Annotated in this window: 10 protein-coding genes; 2 read left to right on the plus strand and 8 right to left on the minus strand. The window is 47.3% G+C overall.

The window, feature by feature from the left end:
* Positions 1-110: 110 nt before the first annotated feature.
* The 5 genes from MHI27_RS23855 to MHI27_RS23875 all read right to left on the minus strand — a co-directional run bounded on the left by MHI27_RS23855 (position 111) and on the right by MHI27_RS23875 (position 13,476).
* On the minus strand, positions 111-3,524 hold the full coding sequence (locus tag MHI27_RS23855; RefSeq protein ID WP_405174836.1) for an AAA family ATPase: 3,414 nt from the start codon (positions 3,522-3,524) through the stop codon (positions 111-113).
* A 1-nt stretch (position 3,525) separates the two neighbouring features.
* Positions 3,526-4,707 carry an exonuclease SbcCD subunit D gene (locus tag MHI27_RS23860; RefSeq protein WP_076284787.1) on the minus strand — a complete coding sequence of 394 codons (1,182 nt, stop codon included), beginning with the start codon at positions 4,705-4,707 and terminating at the stop codon, positions 3,526-3,528.
* Positions 4,708-4,748: 41 nt separating this feature from the next.
* Positions 4,749-8,867 (minus strand): UvrD-helicase domain-containing protein, encoded by a 4,119-nt coding sequence (locus MHI27_RS23865; protein WP_405176787.1) that lies wholly within the window; start codon positions 8,865-8,867, stop codon positions 4,749-4,751.
* A 2-nt stretch (positions 8,868-8,869) separates the two neighbouring features.
* Positions 8,870-12,382, minus strand: a complete 3,513-nt coding sequence (gene addB / locus MHI27_RS23870) for a helicase-exonuclease AddAB subunit AddB (RefSeq protein WP_405174837.1) — start codon at positions 12,380-12,382, stop codon at positions 8,870-8,872.
* Between the two features lie 293 nt (positions 12,383-12,675).
* Positions 12,676-13,476 carry a MerR family transcriptional regulator gene (locus tag MHI27_RS23875; RefSeq protein WP_405174838.1) on the minus strand — a complete coding sequence of 267 codons (801 nt, stop codon included), beginning with the start codon at positions 13,474-13,476 and terminating at the stop codon, positions 12,676-12,678.
* A gap of 397 nt (positions 13,477-13,873) precedes the next feature.
* Between MHI27_RS23875 and MHI27_RS23880 the strand changes: the two genes are divergently transcribed.
* Complete coding sequence (locus MHI27_RS23880) at positions 13,874-14,548, plus strand: DUF4097 family beta strand repeat-containing protein (protein ID WP_405174839.1); 675 nt, start codon at positions 13,874-13,876, stop codon at positions 14,546-14,548.
* Positions 14,549-15,009: 461 nt separating this feature from the next.
* On the opposite strand, the gene MHI27_RS23885 is transcribed toward MHI27_RS23880, so the two are convergent.
* The gene (locus tag MHI27_RS23885) at positions 15,010-16,434 is read right to left on the minus strand and encodes a class I SAM-dependent rRNA methyltransferase (RefSeq protein WP_405174840.1); all 1,425 of its coding nucleotides are present in this window, start codon (positions 16,432-16,434) and stop codon (positions 15,010-15,012) included.
* Between the two features lie 99 nt (positions 16,435-16,533).
* Here MHI27_RS23885 and MHI27_RS23890 point away from each other — a divergent pair, with 99 nt between their 5' ends.
* Positions 16,534-17,520, plus strand: coding sequence for a Na/Pi cotransporter family protein (locus MHI27_RS23890; protein ID WP_076284792.1), 987 nt, complete (start codon positions 16,534-16,536; stop codon positions 17,518-17,520).
* A gap of 52 nt (positions 17,521-17,572) precedes the next feature.
* On the opposite strand, the gene MHI27_RS23895 is transcribed toward MHI27_RS23890, so the two are convergent.
* On the minus strand, positions 17,573-18,403 hold the full coding sequence (locus MHI27_RS23895; RefSeq protein WP_340972259.1) for an energy-coupling factor transporter transmembrane component T: 831 nt from the start codon (positions 18,401-18,403) through the stop codon (positions 17,573-17,575).
* On the minus strand, positions 18,400-20,106 hold the full coding sequence (locus MHI27_RS23900) for an ABC transporter ATP-binding protein (RefSeq protein ID WP_076284793.1): 1,707 nt from the start codon (positions 20,104-20,106) through the stop codon (positions 18,400-18,402). The genes MHI27_RS23895 and MHI27_RS23900 overlap by 4 nt, the downstream gene beginning before the upstream one ends.
* Between the last annotated feature and the right edge of the window lie 62 nt (positions 20,107-20,168).

Here is a 20,168-nt window from a genome sequence, read left to right on the forward strand (position 1 = left end):
TTCCCGGTCATACGTCCGCCGAGGTGTTTCTAAAGTAATGTCGGCTTAGCTGTATTATAACAGCGCGTTGATGCTGTATCTGTGATATCGATCACACAGTTTAAAATGCTTCACATTTTTTCCAAAAGGATACGAGATCCCCCTCCACCTTGTTCAGCAGGAACTACCACCAGCTTGCGCGGTAACCTTGCACGAAGCTCTGGAACGTGGCTGATAATACCGACAGACAGCTGGTCATTATGCAACCTTTCAAGTGAAGTAATCACTGTATCCAGCAGCTCTGGGTCGAGAGTACCAAACCCTTCATCTAAGAAGAAAAATTGTAACGGATATTGCCCACGCAGCTGGATCTGAGCTGAAAGAGCAAGTGCCAGCGAAAGGGATGTTAGGAAGGTCTCTCCACCAGACAGGGTTGAGACAGGTCTTCTCACCCCGCCGTTCCCGTCATCACGGATCACAAAGCCGCCACCCGAATCAACCTCCAATGCATAACGCTGCTTACTCAGGAATCGAAGCCGCTGGGAAGCGGACTGACACACCTGCATCAATTGTTCCTCAGCAATGTACTCAACAAAGGCGTTCCCACGTAAGACCGTCTGTAGTTTGGAGAGTTGATCTTGCATAGAAGCGTGCTCAATCCGCTTAGCTTCGAGCTCCATCCAGCGAATATGTCGATGCCGCAGGTCCTCCAGATCACGCTCTGCACGTGCTCTTGACTGAAGAGATACTTCATCCTCAGCCTTGCTTTCTCTTAAGATCCCCTGACTTTCTTGCCATTCTTCTTCACTTATGCTGGCTCCGTCAAGCTTCTCTTCAATATTACGCAGTTGCAACGAGACCTCAGCTTCTTCGGCACGATGAGCACGTACGCGGGAATAAGCCATTTCCCTTGCTTCGGATGTGAGCGCTGCTCCTTCAACCTCAGTGGCTGAACTAAACGGTGAAGAAGCCAAGCTTTGTTCCCAATGACTGGTAGCTGCTACGTAATGTTCACGCGCAGATTCCGCAGCCTGGCGAGTAATCGCTGCTTCCTTAACCTCATGCTGAGCCTTCTCCGCCGCTGCGAGATGTGACTGCTTGCTTGTCTCCAGAGCAGTTAACAATTCCTGCAGACGTCCTTCACATTCCGCAAGAAGAGGAGCAGCAGAACGACCATTCGTCCACTCCAGTAGACGCTGTTCTTTTTCACGCTGCAATTCTTCCTTGCCTTCGATCTGTGTGATCCACTGAGCCAGCTCTTTATCCAGCCCCGTTATGGTCTCTTGAAGGTTCTGCACTGAAGCACTTTTCTCCTCCAGAAACTTGACACTGATATCAAGTCGAGATCTAATTTCTTCAGCTTGTGCATCCTTAGCTAACAGATCACGGTAAGCTTGTTCCACTTCTCCAGGTGCCAGATCCGGGAACTGCTGTGTCCAGTTCTGCCGTAGAGCCGTTAGCTGGGCGCTGAGTTCCTCAGCTTTGGCAGCAATTCCTTCTACCCAGCTCCGTTCACCTGCGACAGCTGCCGCTTCTTTGAGGCACAGCTGCTGGACCGCCTGCATCGATTGCTGCCACTGTACCGCAGTTCGGCGTACTTCACCTGACTGTCCTTTTAATCCCAAATGTGCAGCTTCAAGTTCTGCCAAGGCTTTTTCATCTGGAATGATTAAATCGGTGGAAGTAACTGCACTACTTACTTCTGAACCTGCAGCTGCAGGGTGATTTGCCGCTTCGATGACTTCATTTCCAAATACCTGCTCCAGCCATACTTGATCCTGTTCACGAAGACCACGGAACAGATGACGAGCTTCCAAAGCCCGTCTAGACAATGTTCGGACTTGCTGAAGCTTCATTTCCAGTTCTTGTTGCTCTAAGCTATCCTGCAATAATGCAGGTGAAGGATGATGCTCGCTGCCGCATACAGGGCAGGGTTGTCCTTCTTCCAGCTCCTTAGCTAGTGCTAACGATAATCTGTGAAGCTCTTGATCCTTCATAGCCGCTTCCAAAGTGCTGACATGTTGCTCCAGGCGCTCCGCTGCGGCGCGCGCAGCTTCTTCTGTCGCCAGCAGCTTCTCTTGATGCAGCGCCGCCTCGCGGATCAGTTGCCCGCGAGCAGCTTCCTGCAGCTCGCGACGGCCCTCGGCCTCCGCGAGTCGCGCCTGCGCAGCCGCAAGTGCAGCGGCACGCTCGCGGCGCTCCTTCTCCGCCTTATCCCACTGGGATTCGGCGGAGTGCAGCCCTTGCAGTCTCTGCATCGCTTCTTGCAGAGACTGCCGCTCCTGGGAGCGGACACCGAGCGGCTGCAAGCTTTGCTGCAGCTCTTGCTGGCGCTTTTGGCCCTTGGCCAAAAGCTCACGCTCCCGGGCCATGCCCTCCCGCAGCTCCGCCAGCTTGCGGGAGGCCTCTTCGCGGCGCTCGCGCAGAGCCGCGAGTTCGCGCCGCAGGCCGCCGAGCTCGGACTCGAGCTCGAGCGCGCGGCGATAGGTGCCGGCCCCCTCCCGGAGGGCCGGCTCTTCCGCCACAAGTGCGGCCTGCGCAGCAGCCGCGACGGCAGCGGCACGCGCCGCCTCCTGCTCGGCGGCGGCGGCCAGCACCTCTTGGCCCTCCGCGCGGGCCAATCGGCTCTTAAAGGCTTCTTCCGCGCTGCGCCATGCTTTCAGCGCGGGAAGCCTTGCCTCGGCCTCGTCAGCTTGGCCGAGCTTCTGTTCAAGGAGGAGAATCTCCTCCTCCTTGGCGAGCAGCCCCTGCCGCTGTAACTCGCGGCGGGTCCGTTCCTCTTGGAGCTCGCGTATACGCGCAAAACGCTCCGAGACCTGCAGCGCCGCCTCCAGTTTGCGGCGGCATTCCGCAGCATAAAGGGTGGCCTGCTCGAGGCGCTCCGCCGCTGCCTCTACATCCCCTTTGCCTGCACTGCCAAGACCCTGCTGCTCCGCTTCCAGCGCGCGGAGCGCAGCCTCATTCTCCTTCACCCGGCGGCTAAGCTTGATCGCAAGCTGATCGCCATACTGTTCCAGATGGAACAGGCGCTGCAGCATTTGCCGGCGATCTACGCCACGAAGCGATAAGAATTCGGCAAATTTCCCCTGCGGCAATACAACCGCTCGCGTGAAGTCATCCATTTTTAGACCGATATGCTCCTCCACACAGCGCGTAACATCTGCGAGCTTATCCGCCATAACATTATCTCCGTCAGATGTAATTTCGATGAAACGGCTAATCGTGTTGCTGACGGTTTGCTCTCCTGTACGTTTGAATTTACGTTCAACCCGATAACGACGTGCCCCCGCGGAAGAAGTGAGCTCAAAGGTAAACGCTACGCTGAGTAAATCTTCAGAGTGGTTCATAATCCCCTGTGTTCCATTAACGGCACGTTCCACTTTCCCGTACATCGCCAAAGTAATAGCATCCAGCAAGCTAGACTTGCCGCTGCCCGTAGGTCCAAAAATCCCAAACAGACCCGTCTCACACAGACTTTCAAAATCTATTTCTTGCATTTCTCTATAACTCTGTAATCCTGCTACTTTTAATAGGATAGGTTTCACCTTAGTTCTCCTCTCCTTCCTCTGGCTGACGCCGTTCTTCTTCGGTTAGCTGTAAGAACAGCTCTATCAAGCTATCCTCCGGTTCCGCTCCACCTGTCTGACGCTGATAGAATTTACGGAACAATTCTTGCACCGGCATACGTGAACGGGAAGTCTGTTCAAGCTCCATCTCCATTTGCGGGTAAATTGGACGAATATGAATAATTCCCTCGCGTGACTTGCGCAGACGCTGTATATCATTCATCGACATAGCTTCACTAAGCCGAATCTCCAAATCTATAAAAGCAGAAGCATCTCTACCTTCATCCAGCCAGTTATATACCTCCTGCAATCCACCTGTGGAGCTCCATCTTACAAGCGGACGCCCACAGCGAAGGTAAATTTCTTCAAAAATTGGCTCACCGCCCGGCGCAACATCAATCAGCGTTACCGATTTGGCCTGTCCTGCTTCAGAAAAACTGTATGCCAGCGGAGATCCGCTGTAACGGATCATTCCTTCACCTTTGACACGCTGAGCGCGATGAAGATGTCCTAGTGCAGTATATTGCGCTCCACAAGCCAAAGCAGAAGGATCAACGGTATACGCTCCACCCACTTGAATCGGACGTTCCGAATCACTTTCCACACCACCAAGCACATAAATATGGCTCATCGCTAAATTTACGGTCTGCGGCGTAAATTCCCGTCCCAATAGCTGCATGAGCTTGCCTACCCGTGCGCTATAAGCCAGTCGAAGCTCCTCTTCTCCGCTATCTCCTGCAAGTAGTTCACCGAGACGCGCCTCGGAGGGATAAGGAAGAGCTGCGATTTTGGCGATCTCACCCGTGCGTGCAGCATGAACAGTCACTGGCTCTGAGGTAGGAAGCCCCACTAATGTAATCCCCTGCCTTAATACAAGCGGTGAAACTGAAGATACGCGCTCCGGTTGATCATGGTTTCCGGCGATCACAACAAGGGGCCTGCCCCCTGCAGTCAGCCTTGCGGCAGCCTCATAGAATAGTTGTTCTGAAGCCGCTGGTGGATTAACGGAATCGTACACATCTCCCGCCATCATTATCAAATCCACTTTATGAAAATCGGCGATCTCCACCAATTCATCTATGAACTGCTCTTGCTCCTTCTGCCGGCTTCTTCCTTCCAGCGTTCGGCCGAGGTGCCAATCTCCCGTATGCAATATCCGCATCTTCGTCCTCTTTCCCCGCTCCTACGCGGTAATGAATAGATTTATAATTTCACAGCATGTCCGCCGTCAAAAAAGTACAGCCAAATCTCGCTGATCGGTTCTCCCAAAATATCATGTAATGCCTTGCTGTATAACTCTAGCTGAAAACGATATTTTTCCTTAAGCGCTTCTAACCCACCCTGATGTTCTAAAACAGAGTCCGTCTTATAGTCTAACAGAATAATCCGGTCCTCTTCGCGGAACAGGCAGTCAATGACCCCTTGGATCAGCACTCCTTCACTAAAGCCTTCATTATTATTTCCATGGCTTAGCTCTGTGACGGCTTTATTCATATAATCGAGCCCTCCATAAGCCTCGCCTGCGGGAAGCATATAACTGAACGGCATTTCTCTAAGCTTCCAAGAAGAATCTATTAATCTACGACCAAGTTCATTCGTATAAAAAGTCTCTATCTGATCGGGGGATACCGCCTCCACCTGCTCAGCAGTTAGAATAGCTAATCTCTGCAAACGGGCTAATGTTTCTTCCACAACTTTAGGATCAACAGAACCCTCCAGCGGAATATGCTGCATAACCGTATGGTAGGCTGTCCCGCGCTCCGCTGGGGTTAGACTGCGCTTTTCCATAAATTTCGGACGCCGCAAATGCAGACTGTCTGCTCCTGCCACATCTGTACGTTTATTGTTTTCTGTTGAGGTGACAGGATAGCCACTTTCCTCTAAGAGATCATAAGAAGGCTGGTCCTGCATCGACAACAAAGATTTTAACTCTGTAACAGAGGTTTTGGCAGGAATACCAGAGGCAGCCGCAAACGGATAGGGCCATTCTAGTCTTCTAGCAATTTCATCGCTATTCACTGATCCATAGACACTTACAGATTCACCTTTTTGCAGCGCCTTGAGTACAGATTGACGTTCTTCTGCTTTGTCCTCTGAGTTATCCGAAGGAAGGAACGCCCCGGAATTCAGTTCGGAAGCATTCTGCACACTGATGCTCCAGTTTGAGACATCGCTGTGCAGCACTGTCGAGACGGTACCTTCAGAGCCGCCTAGCTTCCGAAGAATAGCCGCCGCCGGATGCCGGATCAATGCCGGTCCAACCCAGTCCAGATAGCTGCGACCCCGGGCTAGTAAATGATCAGCAAGCAGTAGCTCATCCCGATTCTGCACACTGCTCCAGCTAGCAATTTTCCGTGGTAAATCTCTTACGGTACCGACTAGAATCATCTTATCTCTCGGACGAGTTAAAGCTACATATAATACCCGCATTTCCTCAGCCAATAATTCAAGTCGTGTACGACGATTAATAGCCAAATAAGGAAGCGTAGGGTAGCTGACCCGTGTTTCCCGCTCCACAAAACGTGGCCCAAAGCCAAGCTCCTTGTGCATCAGGAAAGGAGAATGCAAATCCTGCCGATTAAACTGCTTGGCCATACCCGCTATAAAAACAACAGGAAACTCTAAGCCTTTGGATTTATGGATAGTCATAATTCTGACCCCATTGCCCTCTTCGCCGCCACCACCAGCTACACCAAGATCTCCGCCATTCTCACGAAGCCGTGAAATGAACACCAGAAAACGGAACAACCCACGCGCCGCAGTATCATTCTCAAATTGAACAGCCCGATCATACAAAGCTTTAAGATTGTTCTGTCGCTGTGAGCCTCCAGGCAAGCCTCCAACCCATTCCAGATAGCCGCTCTCACCATAAATACGCCAGATCAGCTCACTGAGACTGCCTTGTCTAGCCGCATCTCTCCAGCTTTCAAGCCGTTCTAGAAAATTCTTAAGCTTATGCTTCAGCTTTAGGCTGATTTGCGGTAAAGCTCCACTTCCAGATTCCACATCATTAATGATTTCATCATTATTATCTGAGGTAACTTTCTCTTCCGCTGCACTTGCTGTTTCTATCACATGAGCTGAGAAAAGATCGTATTCTTCCTCAGCTTCCTTTCCATCTTGCATGTTCGCTGCCATTTGTACAGCATGATAGAAAGAACCATGGCTGTACATCCTAACTTTAGCCAGTTCCTCTTCAGTTAAACCAACAACAGGTGAACGAAGCACGCCAGCGAGTGGAATATCCTGCTGAGGATTATCGACTATTTTTAAGAGTGAGAGTGCAATTTCTACTTCTGTAGCTTCAAAATAGCCTTTATTCAGATCCCCGTAAGCAGGGATTCCCTCCATTCGAAGCTCTTCAATAATTAAAGGGGTCCATATTCTCGCCGAACGAAGCAAAATCACGATATCACCATAAATCACTGGGCGCATAATCTTAAGCCCTTTATCATAAATCAGTAGCGGAGATCCGCCATTCAGGCCAGTCATCTGTGAAATGCGGCGAGCAATCGCCCGTGCTTCCAGTTGCGCAGTCTCACTCTCAATAGCTTCGCTCTCCTGAAGTGGAGTCTCACCGTCCTCAGTCTCTTCTACTTTACCTGCTGCCGCTCCGCGATCGATCAATAATAGCTCTGGTGCAAAAAAAGTATCTGGCCCCTTTTCTGCTGCACCCGGGAAATTCGCTCCATACACAAGCTCAGCACGTTCGTCATAATTAATCTCCGCCACTGTCTCGTTCATAATCTGCCGAAAAATCATATTTACGGCATTTACAACCTCCATACGACTACGGAAATTACGGGCTAGATCGATAACCGAACCGCCGGACGATTCATTAGGCTTCTCAGATAACTCACTTAACTCGGATTCGCCAACTGTATTACTGCCACCTCCGGCATTCTTAGAGCCAAAGCTACGGTATTTATCCAGGAACAGCCCCGGCTCTGCCAGACGGAACCGATAAATACTTTGCTTCATATCTCCGACCATAAATCGGTTACCAGGTGTTTCGCGGGATATAAGCCGCACAATCTCTTCTTGCACACTATTCGTATCCTGATATTCATCTAACAGAACCTCATCGAATTGGGCACGGTACTCCATCGCTGCATCAGAAGGCAGGGAATGGCCTGGTAGAGAATCTGGATGGCGCAAAATTTGCAGACAATAATGCTCCAAATCACTAAAGTCGACGAGACCCCGTCCTGCTTTTTCGATTCGATAACGTTCACCGAACGCTATCACCGTCTCAGCAAGCTCTGCCATAAGAGGAGCCGCCTCGTTCAGTTCTCTCAAAAAAACATCTGCAGGACGACCAAACAATGCCTTCTGAAGATCTAAAATACTCTTCTTCACACTATCGCGCAGTTCTTTAACCATTTCCTGCAGTCCAGGATCTGTCGAATCCTTCTTACAAGCTTTCAATTTTCCAAAGTATACTTCCATGAAAATATCATATAATTCTGCCCATGGCCGTTCATTCACAGCCTCCTGCAATGCATTTACCATCTCAAGGTCAGTCGTCAAATTCTCGGCATAAGGCGCCGGACCACCCGGCTGTAGCGCGATCTCCCGGCCTTGGATAAGCTGACTGGCTGCACCCGCAAGGGTCAACTTCGCTTCTTCAAGAATACTTAGCACCCAAGGAGTTCGACCTAAGCTATCTGTGTCTGGTAATGAGAAATCAGCTGCGGTATCACGAAGCCACTGCTCTGGCCAAGGATGGCTGCGGGCATAATCATGCAGTCGCTGTATGAGCGCATGTACCGCATCATCGCTGCGTTCACCACTGAACCAGTCAGCAAGCTGTACAAATACGCTATCCGCGCCATCTTCACCTACTTCACCGTATTTTTCCTCCAGTAGCTCTTGAAGCAGCTCCTGCCGCATCATCTCTGCTTCATGTTCGTTCAGGATACGGAAACCAGGATCTATAGGAATAATCTGATAGTAACGCCGGATTACTTCCAGACAGAAGGAGTGTAGTGTTGTAATCGAGGCTTTCCCGAGCAACGACAGCTGACGGCGTAAATGTTCATTCTCTCCATTCTCCTCAAGCTCCCGATCTAGTGCTTCCCTAATCCGCTGGCGCATCTCGGCAGCAGCAGCTTTGGTAAACGTAGCTACCAGCAATCTATCTACGCTAAAGCCATTCTCTTCCTTGCTGATTTTGCGAATAATCCGTTCTACAAGTACCGCTGTCTTACCGGAACCTGCCGCCGCGGCAACGAGGATATCATCACCGCTCTCAGCGATGGCGCGCCACTGGTCATCACTCCATATGCTTCCTACCGGTTTCGCTTCTATTTCAGACTTCATACTCACGGTGTAGTTCCTCCTTTGCGGGACAGCAGATCCCAAATAACGTCCTTCCCTGGCTTACCCAGATTGTTGTAGCCATTGCCTTCCACGGCTTCATCGAACTGGCAGACGGGTCTAAAGGAACAGAATGTGCAGGCTGTCTCTTGCCCAATCCGGTATGGCTCAATCGCCACATCACCTTCCGTAATGCGTGTCCCGATATCCGAGATCGTTCCCCGAACGGATGATAATAAGTGTCCCCATTGCTCTGGTGTAGCTACAGAAGCACTACTATAAAAACTGCCATCAGCTTTTACTGCTACAGGCACGATAGAAGAATACCCTTTGTCTAAAGTCGTATCCATCAGGGATACTACCTCGCGGTCTGCTGTAAGCAGTCCTTTCATCTTGAAGCGTTTCAGCAATTCTTGTTCTGCCTGTTCCTTGTTCATCCCGTTAGATGAGGTTAACAGTGGGTCATGTACGTGGAAATACAGTGTCCCTGCTGGAAGCGCCGGTTGCCCGAGCCATTGCTCCGAGTACGTAAGCAGCACATCCAGATAGGTCAGCATCTGTAGCGATAATCCATAGTACACCTCGTGCAGCTTGAGGTCTTTTTGACTCGATTTATAGTCAATCACCCGCAGAAGAATTCCATTCTCTCCTCGGGCCATGTCTACACGGTCAATCCGTCCAACAACCTCCATCACACAGCCATTCGGCAGCGTAATTCTTAAAGGAGGCAACTCCTTATCCGGTCCAAAATCCAGCTCCAGCCCTACCGGCTCAAAGCTGCCTCGGCGGGCATGCTCGCCCAGAATTACAGAAGCACGTCCAACAATATTTTTCAGCTTGCGTGAGATGTATCCGTAACGTTTAGAGCTCATCAGAATTTCACCCTGCAGCATCGGCGATAAACGTTCTACCGTCTCACTTGCCTCACGCCGACATTCCTCTGGAGACAAGCTTCCCCAGCCGCGGCCCTCTTCTTTCAGTCTTACCGCCATGTCACTTAACGCAGCATGGAACAGTTGTCCAATATCAGGTGCTTGCAGCTTATATAGCTGGCGTTCCTTCAGTCTAAGTCCGTAAGATGCAAAATGGGAGAAGGAACAAGCAACAAACTTCTCCATCCGGGACACACTGCCTCGCAGTGTCGATCCACCGTACAATCTAAGGCTTGTTCCACGTTTTAGCTTCGTTCCCACGTTACGGTAGAACAATGAACTGAGCAGACGTTTCAATTCGAGACTACGAATATCATCAGCAGCGAACCAGTTATACACATCCCACCATAATTCAGGTATCTCCGTCCCCTGGCGCCACTGGCGTAGCTGCATAATCAATGCACGAAGACTCTGTTCTGGATGACCAATGTAACCGAGGTGAATGGAATCTCTGACTTCTTCTGGTAGTCCTGCAGGTGGAAGTGCTGCCAAGCTGTGCTCATGAACACTTGGGAACATTCTATGCAAATGACGGATTACCTCAGAGGGAAGAAGCGCCTTGCCCTCATCATCAGCAGTGGCGTAGCTAATCCAGAGCTTTCGACTTCCTGTCGTTAGCGCATTATAGATCAAAAACCGCTCGTCCAGCAGCTTACGAGAAGCACCAGGAGCAAGCTCCATACCGGCGTTCTCAAGCACAGAGCGTTCGCCTTCCGAGAGAATTCCATCTTCCTTAAACTGCGCAGGCACAACACCTTCATTAAATCCAAGCAAAAAAGCGTATTTAACTCCCGTTGGTCGAGTCCGATCCATGTTACCAACCAGTACTTGATCGAGCGCGGGAGGAACAAGTCCCATCTTAAGCTCAGCAAGTCCTGTCTCTAGGACTCCGGTGAACACATCAAATTCAAGTCTCTCGTTGCCCATCATCTCGACGATCTGATCTAGCAGATCAAGCACTGCACCCCACAGCTGACTATGTTCTCTAGCCTTCTCGGGTTGCCCCTTCTCCATAGCACCGACACTAAGTTTCTCCAGCTTTCGGGCAACATCCGTCTCATTAAGCAGCTTGTACACTGCGGTACATAGTTCAAGGCCGCTTCTACTCTTCTGTATCCGTTTCTCAAAAGCAAATAGAGGTCCCGTTATACTAGCACGGCATCGCTCCATTGTAGCAAGCAGTTCTTCATCCATCTGTCTGCCGCCTTCCAGCGACAAGCTAGGAATCCCTTTCCATGAACGGCCATCCGTCCAGCGATACCCTTGAATCCCACAAGCCAGCACATAATTCTCTAAGGCGTCCATATCCTCACGCGTAATACTACCGTCCAGCGGTAGCAAAAGCTCTGTCTTTACACAGCGGAATACATCCTCGAAGCGCCAGCGTCGACGCACCACATCCAATGCGGAGCGTACAAACTCTACCAATGGATGGTGCAGCTCATTTACCTTCTGGTCCAGAAAAAAAGGTACTCCGTAATCTTGGAACAACGGTTTAATCAGTTGCTCGTAATCTCCAATATTACGCATCAATACGGCCATTTCACCATATTTTGCACCTTCATCTCGCGCCAGTCTGATCATTTCACGCAGTGCTCCCTCAACCTCTGCTCTATGAGAAACTGCTGCGCCTATAGATATCGCTTCATTTGCCAGTTCATCTGCACCCATCCAGACCTTTCGGCGGTCATATCCCCTTTCGAGATGAGCAAGAACAGGACTTTCTTCAAAACGCGGAAGAACCGCTGGCTCCAGAAGCTCGTCCCACACATCAATGCCCAGCTCTTCAGCTATTCCACGCAGTTTAATGTAAGTAACCGCAGTTGGGTGAAACAATTCAAGCTCATTCAACTGATCTCCATAGGGATACGAACGATCAAGTGTAAGGGACACGGTCAGCTTCGATGCTTGCTGCATCAATTCTCGAAGCACTACGAATTCCTGCGGGGTAAAGCCGTGGAACCCATCTACCCAAATCTCCGACCCGCGAATGTAAGAGGAATCAGGAATATGCTCAGCTAGTTCCGCTAAACGATCCTCTTCGTCGATATAGAGGCGTGACATTTCCTTCTCTAAATCGCTGAATACCAGCTGTAAATCATCCAGCTTGCCTTCAAGAATAGGACTTCTTGCAATAGCGCCTCGCATTGCGGATAACTGCTCCTCTAAATCAGAGGAAGCCAAGCAGCAACGCTTCATCTCCGTATGCAGTTGATTCAACCGTTCGACAAAACCCGGTCTGTCGGCAGAGGCACCGAATAATTTCAGTTCCTCTTTACGGCGACTGATGATTTTGTAAATCAACATCTTTTTACCCTCTTCACTGATCGGCAGACTAGCGCTGCCTCCAGTTTCCTGTTTCACTCGATAGGCAAGCCGAGAAAAGCTCAGTGTCTGCGCCCGAATGCTTCCCTTCACATTCCCTACGGTCAAAAGCCCCCGTTCTGCTCCAAAGGAACCTTGTTCAGGTACAAGAATAATGATCGGCGCGCCAAGAGGCTCCTTCTCTAATGAAGAAGAAATAGACTCCCATATTTTTGTTGTCTTGCCACTACCAGAGCGGCCTAGTAAAAAGGTTACCGACATAAATGATAGACTCCTTCCGTAGCGGAGAAAATGTATATGATACAAGGTGAAATACTCACCGTTTGATAATGTTCAAATGAAAAAGTTCAGTCGTTCCTCGTCCCCTCAGTATAACATAGCTGCACATATCAGAACATGCGTTTGCTAGTATTTTCTAATGATTTACAATAAAAAAGCTACGAAGTAAACAGCAACTATTGTATTTTGGTGAGTTGCTGTTTAGTATTTCTAGTTTGTTAAGCAAGAAACGTGATTCCTTAATCAAAAAAAGCCGCTAAATTAGCGACTTTCAATCAAACATTTTTCTTTTCCTTCTTAATGAACAGTTGTATCTGATAATCCCACTGCAATATTCCAGTCACAATAATGTTATGAAGAACAAAATCTGGACACACATCGTATTCCGTCTTTGCCCTTTCAAGTAAATTTTGTAATACAGCATTCTTATTCTCTTCGGTACAAATTGCACACAGATAGTCCCCTTCTGGTAGCACAGTCAGCCCCTCTAAAGACGGATATTTCAAGCAAACAGCAAATAATCGTGTTATTCCTTCAGTCGTGAACATTCCTGCCATATCTTCAAACAGAAATTGTGAATGCAGAGACGTTTCAATTTGTTGATAGAAATGTCTGTGATAGTCCCATAAATTCTTAAGTGTGGGGCTTTCCATTTTATTCGAAAGCATAATTACCCTTTCCTCTATGTGTCTGACAAAGTAATTTTCACTTTGACTATAACCGTCGTGGAACTTATTTTCATAATGTAGATAGGCACGTTTAATTTTCGATTTTGCATACTGCAGACGAGCAATTTTATCGTCTGCTCTTTTTTCTGCTTGTTTTAGAAATGCAATTACTTTAGAGAGATCATTCTGCTGCAAAATATCTTTAATATCCATTAAAGTAAGATCCATTGCTTTGAGCAGTTCAATGGTTTGCAGCTTTACGAGCTCCTGCTCGGAATAGTATCGATATCCCGACAATTCATCTTTATGGCATGGCTTGACTAATCCAATACGATCATAGTGCCGCAAGGTCTCAGTGGTCATCTCTACGATCTCTGCTGCTTGCTTAATTGTAAAATAGTTGTTCATATCTACCCTCTTGACCTTTTTGTAACACAAAAGTTTATGATGATTAAAACATATGCGACTGATAAACGCAACGAAATACAAAATGAATTTATTACCAGAGAGGAAGGCAAATATGAAGAACTAAATCATGTATCAAAGGATTATCAAACATGTATTGCTGTCTATGCAGTCATATTGGTATGGTTGGCTGACAGATCCTACTTTAGTGACTATCATTTTGTGTATTTATTCCAATCCAACCCTTGCAACATATTTGGGTAGACTTTTTCAAGATCATTATGTTCAACTCTAATGCTTTGTTGCATATCGGAACTTGTCTGCATAGCAGCTTAAGATTGGCATTCGTAGGACTGGCTATATTTAAAAGAAAAATGATTTAACAAAGGAGCATTTTATAATGAAAAGTACTGCAAAAAAATTACTAACTACTATAGGCATATTGGTGACACTATTGATATCATTAGCAGGATGTTCCTCCGACTCCACTTCCATGGAGGAAAAAAATTACATCATACCTGCCCAAAAGATTGATACCTTAACAATTGATGTAAAGGACAAAAAAATAAATATCCTCCAATCTAAAGATGAACAAATTCATATTGTTTACTATGAAAGTGAGAAAGATTTTTACAAGATTGATCTATCTGACGATAAAGAACTGTCAATGGTAAGTGACAGTAATAAGGAATGGAACGACTATATCGGAGGAAAAGGCTCGCAAGTAACCAGAACTATTCAGGTATCGATACCTGATGCAACTTTAAAAAATTTGACTTTAAAAACATCAAATGAAAGTATTGTATTACCGACAATCGTGTTTTTAGGGACAGTGGAAGTAAACATAAATAACGGAAATATCCAACTGGACAAATTGAATGTAGGAACGGCTATAACCCTTGAAACAAAAAACGGAAATATTAGCGGTTCAATTTCAGGGTCATATGATGATTTCGCGATCTTAAGCAAGGTAAAAAAAGGAGATAGCAATTTGCCTGCCAATAAAGAGAATGGTTCGAAAAAATTATCTGCTTATACAAATAACGGCGATATTACCTTACAATTTTCTGAGTAGCCAGTAGTTAAATATTGGCTCGTATGAAATCAAATACAAGGGATAACCCCTGTTTCACTTTTGAAACTTCTGGTCCTACCTCTTCGACTATTCCACCGGCCTATGACCGATAAAATATCCCTCTTGTAATGGAAAATCACCTCGATAAAGTTGTTGATCCGACTCGTACATCGATTATCTTATGATGTACCCGAAGCCCAAAATTAAGCTTGATCGTAACTTCCATCAAAATAAAATATAAGCCGCACTACAGCGGCTTATACTTTATGGATTACATTCGGACTCAGGAGTCGCCATTCATGAATTTCGTGCTGTTTTGGCAACTTTTCGGACTAAGCGGACATACCTTGTTAATCCCGAATCCTACTCTTCTTAGAACATAGCAAAAAATCCGTAAAAAGAGGCCTCAATCGAAGACTCCTTTTACGGATTAAAATCCATTACCTATATGAACAGCCAGCTTATTTCTTACTCCGCACTTCAAAAATCGCAAACTTCAGATAGTGTCCTTCGTTAACGCCTAGAATCTGCGGATGGTCTTTGCCTGCGGCACGCCATTCCACAAGTCTCAATACTTTACCTGCATCTTTAGCTGCGTCGGCAATCGTCTCAAGGAATAGATCCGGCTGCATGTGGTAAGAACAACTTGCAGTAACCAAATATCCGCCTTCGTTCACCAGCTTCATGCCGTGTAGATTAATATCCTTGTAACCACGGCAAGCACCTGCTACTGCACTTTTAGTTTTCGCAAACGCTGGAGGGTCTAGGATAACTACATCCCAAGTTTTACCTCCTCCTGCTGTCATCGGCTTGGAGGTATCCGTTTTGGTTGTTTTGCCTCCGGATTTAGCATTTGTAGACGCTACTGTTGATTCCGTTCCGCTTGCAATCGTCGCCCGCTCCGAACGTTCCTCCAGACCTTTTACCTGATTGCGCAGGTAGGCAAAAGCATCATCCACTACAAATTCCACTCGATCACTAAAGCCATTCAGCTCCACATTGACCTTGGCACTCTCTATAGCATGAGCGGAAACGTCAAGGCAGGTTACTTTTTTCGCACCATACTTGCAAGCATGCAGAGTGAAGCTGCCTGTGTGAGAGAAACATTCCAGCACTGTAGCACCATCCCAATAAGGGAAGGTTACGTGTTTACCACTCTTGTTTACCGGCAAAGTTTGTAACGAGCCATCTTCTGCTTCGATTTCTTGCAGCGTAATGCCACTTCGTCCACCCCAGCCCTTCATGAGTGGGGCAATGGATGCTCTATTCTCACGCTGATCAAAGAAGTAGCCTGTCTTTTGGCCCTCTTCGATATCTACTACCAGCTTAAGGCCATTCTCACTTACGGTAACATGACGCGGGCATTCCCCGTACAGCACACCCGTAGTCTGCTCCATCCCTTCCAGTTCGCGCACGCTAACATCACTGCGTTCATAAATACCACGCGGTGTCATAACCTGTACAAGTGCTTCAACAATCTCTGTACGGCGCTTGTCCATTCCAAGTGTAAGGAGCTGCACAACCAGAATATCCCCGAATCGATCCACAATAAGCCCTGGCAAAAAGTCCGCCTCTCCATAAACCAAACGGTAAGCATCTGCCCCAGGAAGGAAACGTTCTCTATGCTGTAGACAATTCGTAAACCGTTCTGTGAAAAAAGCGGTGTCCATTATAGCCAACGGTCCCTGTGATACAATTCTCACCCGAATCTGCGATGCTGGATTGTAATATCCTACAGCCAGAAACCGACCTTGATGGTTAAGGACATCAACTAATCCCCCAGCCTCTGGGTTTCCTTCAACTGATGCAACTTCACCTGCGTAGACCCATGGATGGCCCTGTTCCAGTCTTTTTTTACGATTGCGTTCTAAAATAACCGATGCCAATGACTTCAACTCCCTGTTTTTCTAAAAATGATTTTATACATGTCCTACTTGTTACTTTCATATATTGGTGTACAACCCTCGTCCAAAGGAGTATGCCCTATGTTCCGTGAACTGCTTTTCCCTATCATATATGGTCTTATTATCTTTCTGGCTGGCATGAAGCTTATGGAAACAGCCTTGTCCAAGCTCGCAGGCCCTCTGATGACTAGAAGCCTTAATAAGGCTACCTCTACACCAATCAAAGGAATGATTGCCAGTAGCTTGCTGTCGGCCCTGCTTCAGAGCAGCACGGCTGTAACCGTGCTAACGATCGGTATGGTGAATGCCGGCCTGCTCACCTATGCTCGTACACTAGGCATTATCTTAGGTAGCAACATCGGCACTACTTTGACCACAGAACTGATCGGACTTCAGATCAATTCCATGGCCTCCCCATTGCTGGCTGCCTCGCTGAGTCTGTGGGCAGCTGCGGTTATAGCAGGCGAGTTACCACATACGTCACGGGCGGTAGCACTGTGCCGGAAAATATCAGAGCCGCTGCAATTCATCAGCCTGGCTGTATCAGGATTCGCCCTAGTCTTATGGGGAATCGCAGTCATGCAATCCATCGGCGGAACTCTTCAAGAGAGTGGCCTATTCCTCTGGTTCCTGAATCATGCCGCCACAAGTGCCCTATGGGGACTCGCCGCAGGTGCCTGCTTAACTGCCCTGTTACATAGCAGCGCAGCAGTTATAGCCATGGCCATGGGTATTGCCGCCTCGGGTGCCATGCCGCCAGAGCTCGGCATAGCCATCGTGCTCGGTGCTAATGTCGGTACCTGCGTCACGGCAGTCATTGCTTCCATCGGCGGCTCATCTTCCGGCGTCTTCGTCGCTTGGTCGCATGTTGCGCTCAATGTAGGCGGTGCGCTACTGTTCCTACCTCTTATTGGGCCCCTACAAGCAACTGCTGCATGGATTGGCGGAGGAGCCGCCTCACAAATCGCCCATGCACAGACTATTTTTAATGTAGTATGCTCGCTAATCGCACTGCCATTATGTTACCTGCCTGTATGGTCAAGACTGGAGAAACGTCTTCAATCGTAACAATATACTGTAACGCCTGATCCCAAACTTTCCACAACTGTACTATTATACTTCAATCGAAAATATTATAAAACCGCGATCCATCGTAAAAAGTGATTACCGTCGAAGATATTGCGATCAGAGCGAATAAGATTAAAGCAATATAGTCATTTCTTGAGAACGGACGTCTGCTGTACCAAGTCCGTTTTCTATTAGTTCCGAAGCCACGTAACTCCATAGCCGTACTAATATTCTCAATTCGCTCAATGCTAGTCAGAATCAAGGGCATTAGAATCGAAATGATATTTTTAAGCCGCTTAGGCAGCTTTTCTTTTCGAGAGATGTCTATTCCCCGTGCCTGAGCAGAGAACGATATATTCTCATAATCTCTTTGGATATCCGGAATGTACCGCAGCGCAAGCGATACAGAATATGCAATTTTATAATTCACACCAATCCGGTTTAAAGACGCTGCGAACTCACTAGGATTTGTCGTTAGAAGGAACAACAGTGCCATGGGAATGACTACTGCATACTTAAGGGCAATATTTAATTGATAGAATAGCTGCTCATATGTAACGGTATACCGACCTACAAGATGAACAATATCATGACGTGAACCGTAAACCTTTACACCTTCCAAAGGAGAAAAAATAAAGATAGCTATATGATTAAGCACAAAGAAGATCAGGATAAAATATAGTACGAAAGCATAATCCTGAAATTGAACTTTAGAGACTCTAAAGGCAATCAAACTAAATAATAGCATCACTATTAAACATCTTGTATCATATGTAATCATCCCTGTCACAGACCACACTATAAATAAAATCAGCTTAGTAGCGCCTGTAAGACGGTGAATAGGTGAATCTTGCTTCGTAAAAGTTAACATTGTGGCCTTCATCCGCCCCGGCTCCTCCTGTCGTATGCAATAAATCTTCTTACGAACTCTTCTGGCTGATCCAATTGGACCTTCATAGCCAATGTAAATAGTGAGGTCTCTTTCAAATTAGCATTCCTCACTACTTCTATATCGGTTAATACTCGCTCAGGGCTATCATCAGCAAGCTTAATACCATCAGACAACACTACAGCTCTATCGGCATACTCCAGCATAAGATGCATATCATGCGTAATCATAATGACCGTCATTCCCTGTTCCCGAAGCATCAAAAGAAATTCCATCATTTCGTTGTAGTGCCTATAATCCTGTGCTGCAGTCGGCTCATCTAATATGATCACTTCCGGCTCCAGGACCATAATAGAAGCAATAGTCACACGTTTCTTCTGACCGTAGCTGAGCGCAGAGATGGGCCAGCTACGAAAAGCGTATAGACCGCATATTTTCAAAACATGATGCACTCGCTCACGAATAATCTCCTCGGACACCCCTCGTAATTTAAGGCCTAGCGCAACCTCATCATATAAAAGCGTCTTAGAAATCATATGATTAGGATTCTGCATCACGAAACCGATCCGCTCTGCCCGCTCCTTAATCGTATCCTTGGCAATATCCCTTCCGTTCATCAATATCGAACCGGAAGTGGGCTTATAAAAGCCACAGATAAGCTTAGATACCGTGGATTTCCCGGCACCATTTCTCCCAGCTATACAGACCATTTCTCCTTTATGAATAAGAAGGTTAAGTTTATGAAGTACTGGTCTGCTCTTCTCATAACCGAATGAAACATCATGTAACTCAAGGATAGGTAGACTCTCACGTTTATCCTGCTGCGAATTATTATTATCATACCAGTACTCAAGCTTGCTGGAGCAAGAGTCCAGCCGAATTTCATCTATATGCTGTGGATTCATATCTGATGCAATCGTACATCCTGCATACTTTAAAGCCGTTAAATAGAGAGGTTCCCGAATGCCTACTTCTGAAAGTAAGCGAGTGCTTAATAGCTCAGCGGCTGGCATATCCGCCGCAATGCGTCCGTCATGGATCACAATAATGCGGTCCACCGCACGGTGAAGTACTTCCTCGAGTCTGTGCTCGATAATAATAACCGTTTTACCGGTCTCTTTTTGCACTCGGTCAATAAGCTCAATCGCTTTTGTGCCGGTATATGGATCTAAGTTTGCCAAAGGCTCATCAAACAACAGGATGTCCACATCACCAACTAGAACACCAGCTAAGGTCGTTTTTTGCTTCTGACCGCCTGACAATTCCTGAGGTGACGCTCCCAAATATTCGTGGATATCCACGGCTGTTGCCGCAGCCACTACCTTTTCTATCATTTCGGCCTGTTGAACCGCGTGATTCTCCAGACTGAAGGCGATGTCCTCTCCAACCGTTAATCCAACAAATTGTCCGTCCGGGTCCTGCAATACAGTCCCTACCTGATCCGACAATGCTGCAATACTAAGTTCTTTCTGCTCCAGACCCTTAATTCGCAATGACCCAGACATTTCACCTTTATAGGCAAAAGGGATGAGTCCGTTTATACAATGAGCCAGTGTACTTTTTCCAGAACCAGAGGGTCCCACAATAAGTACCTTCTCCCCTTCGGCAATCGTTAAGTTGATATCTGTGAGTGTAGGCTCCTGCTGTGCTCGATATTGAAAACTAAAATCCTTAAATTCAATCACTGCTTTTTTCATCCTTGACCTTCCTCTTAGCTTCGTTTGAAGAATTTCACTTCCATTATATGTTTTACAGCCAT

Origin of the sequence: Paenibacillus sp. FSL H8-0261 (assembly GCF_045040645.1) — a bacterium.
In the GTDB taxonomy this organism is placed as follows: Bacteria; Bacillota; Bacilli; order Paenibacillales; family Paenibacillaceae; genus Paenibacillus_AQ.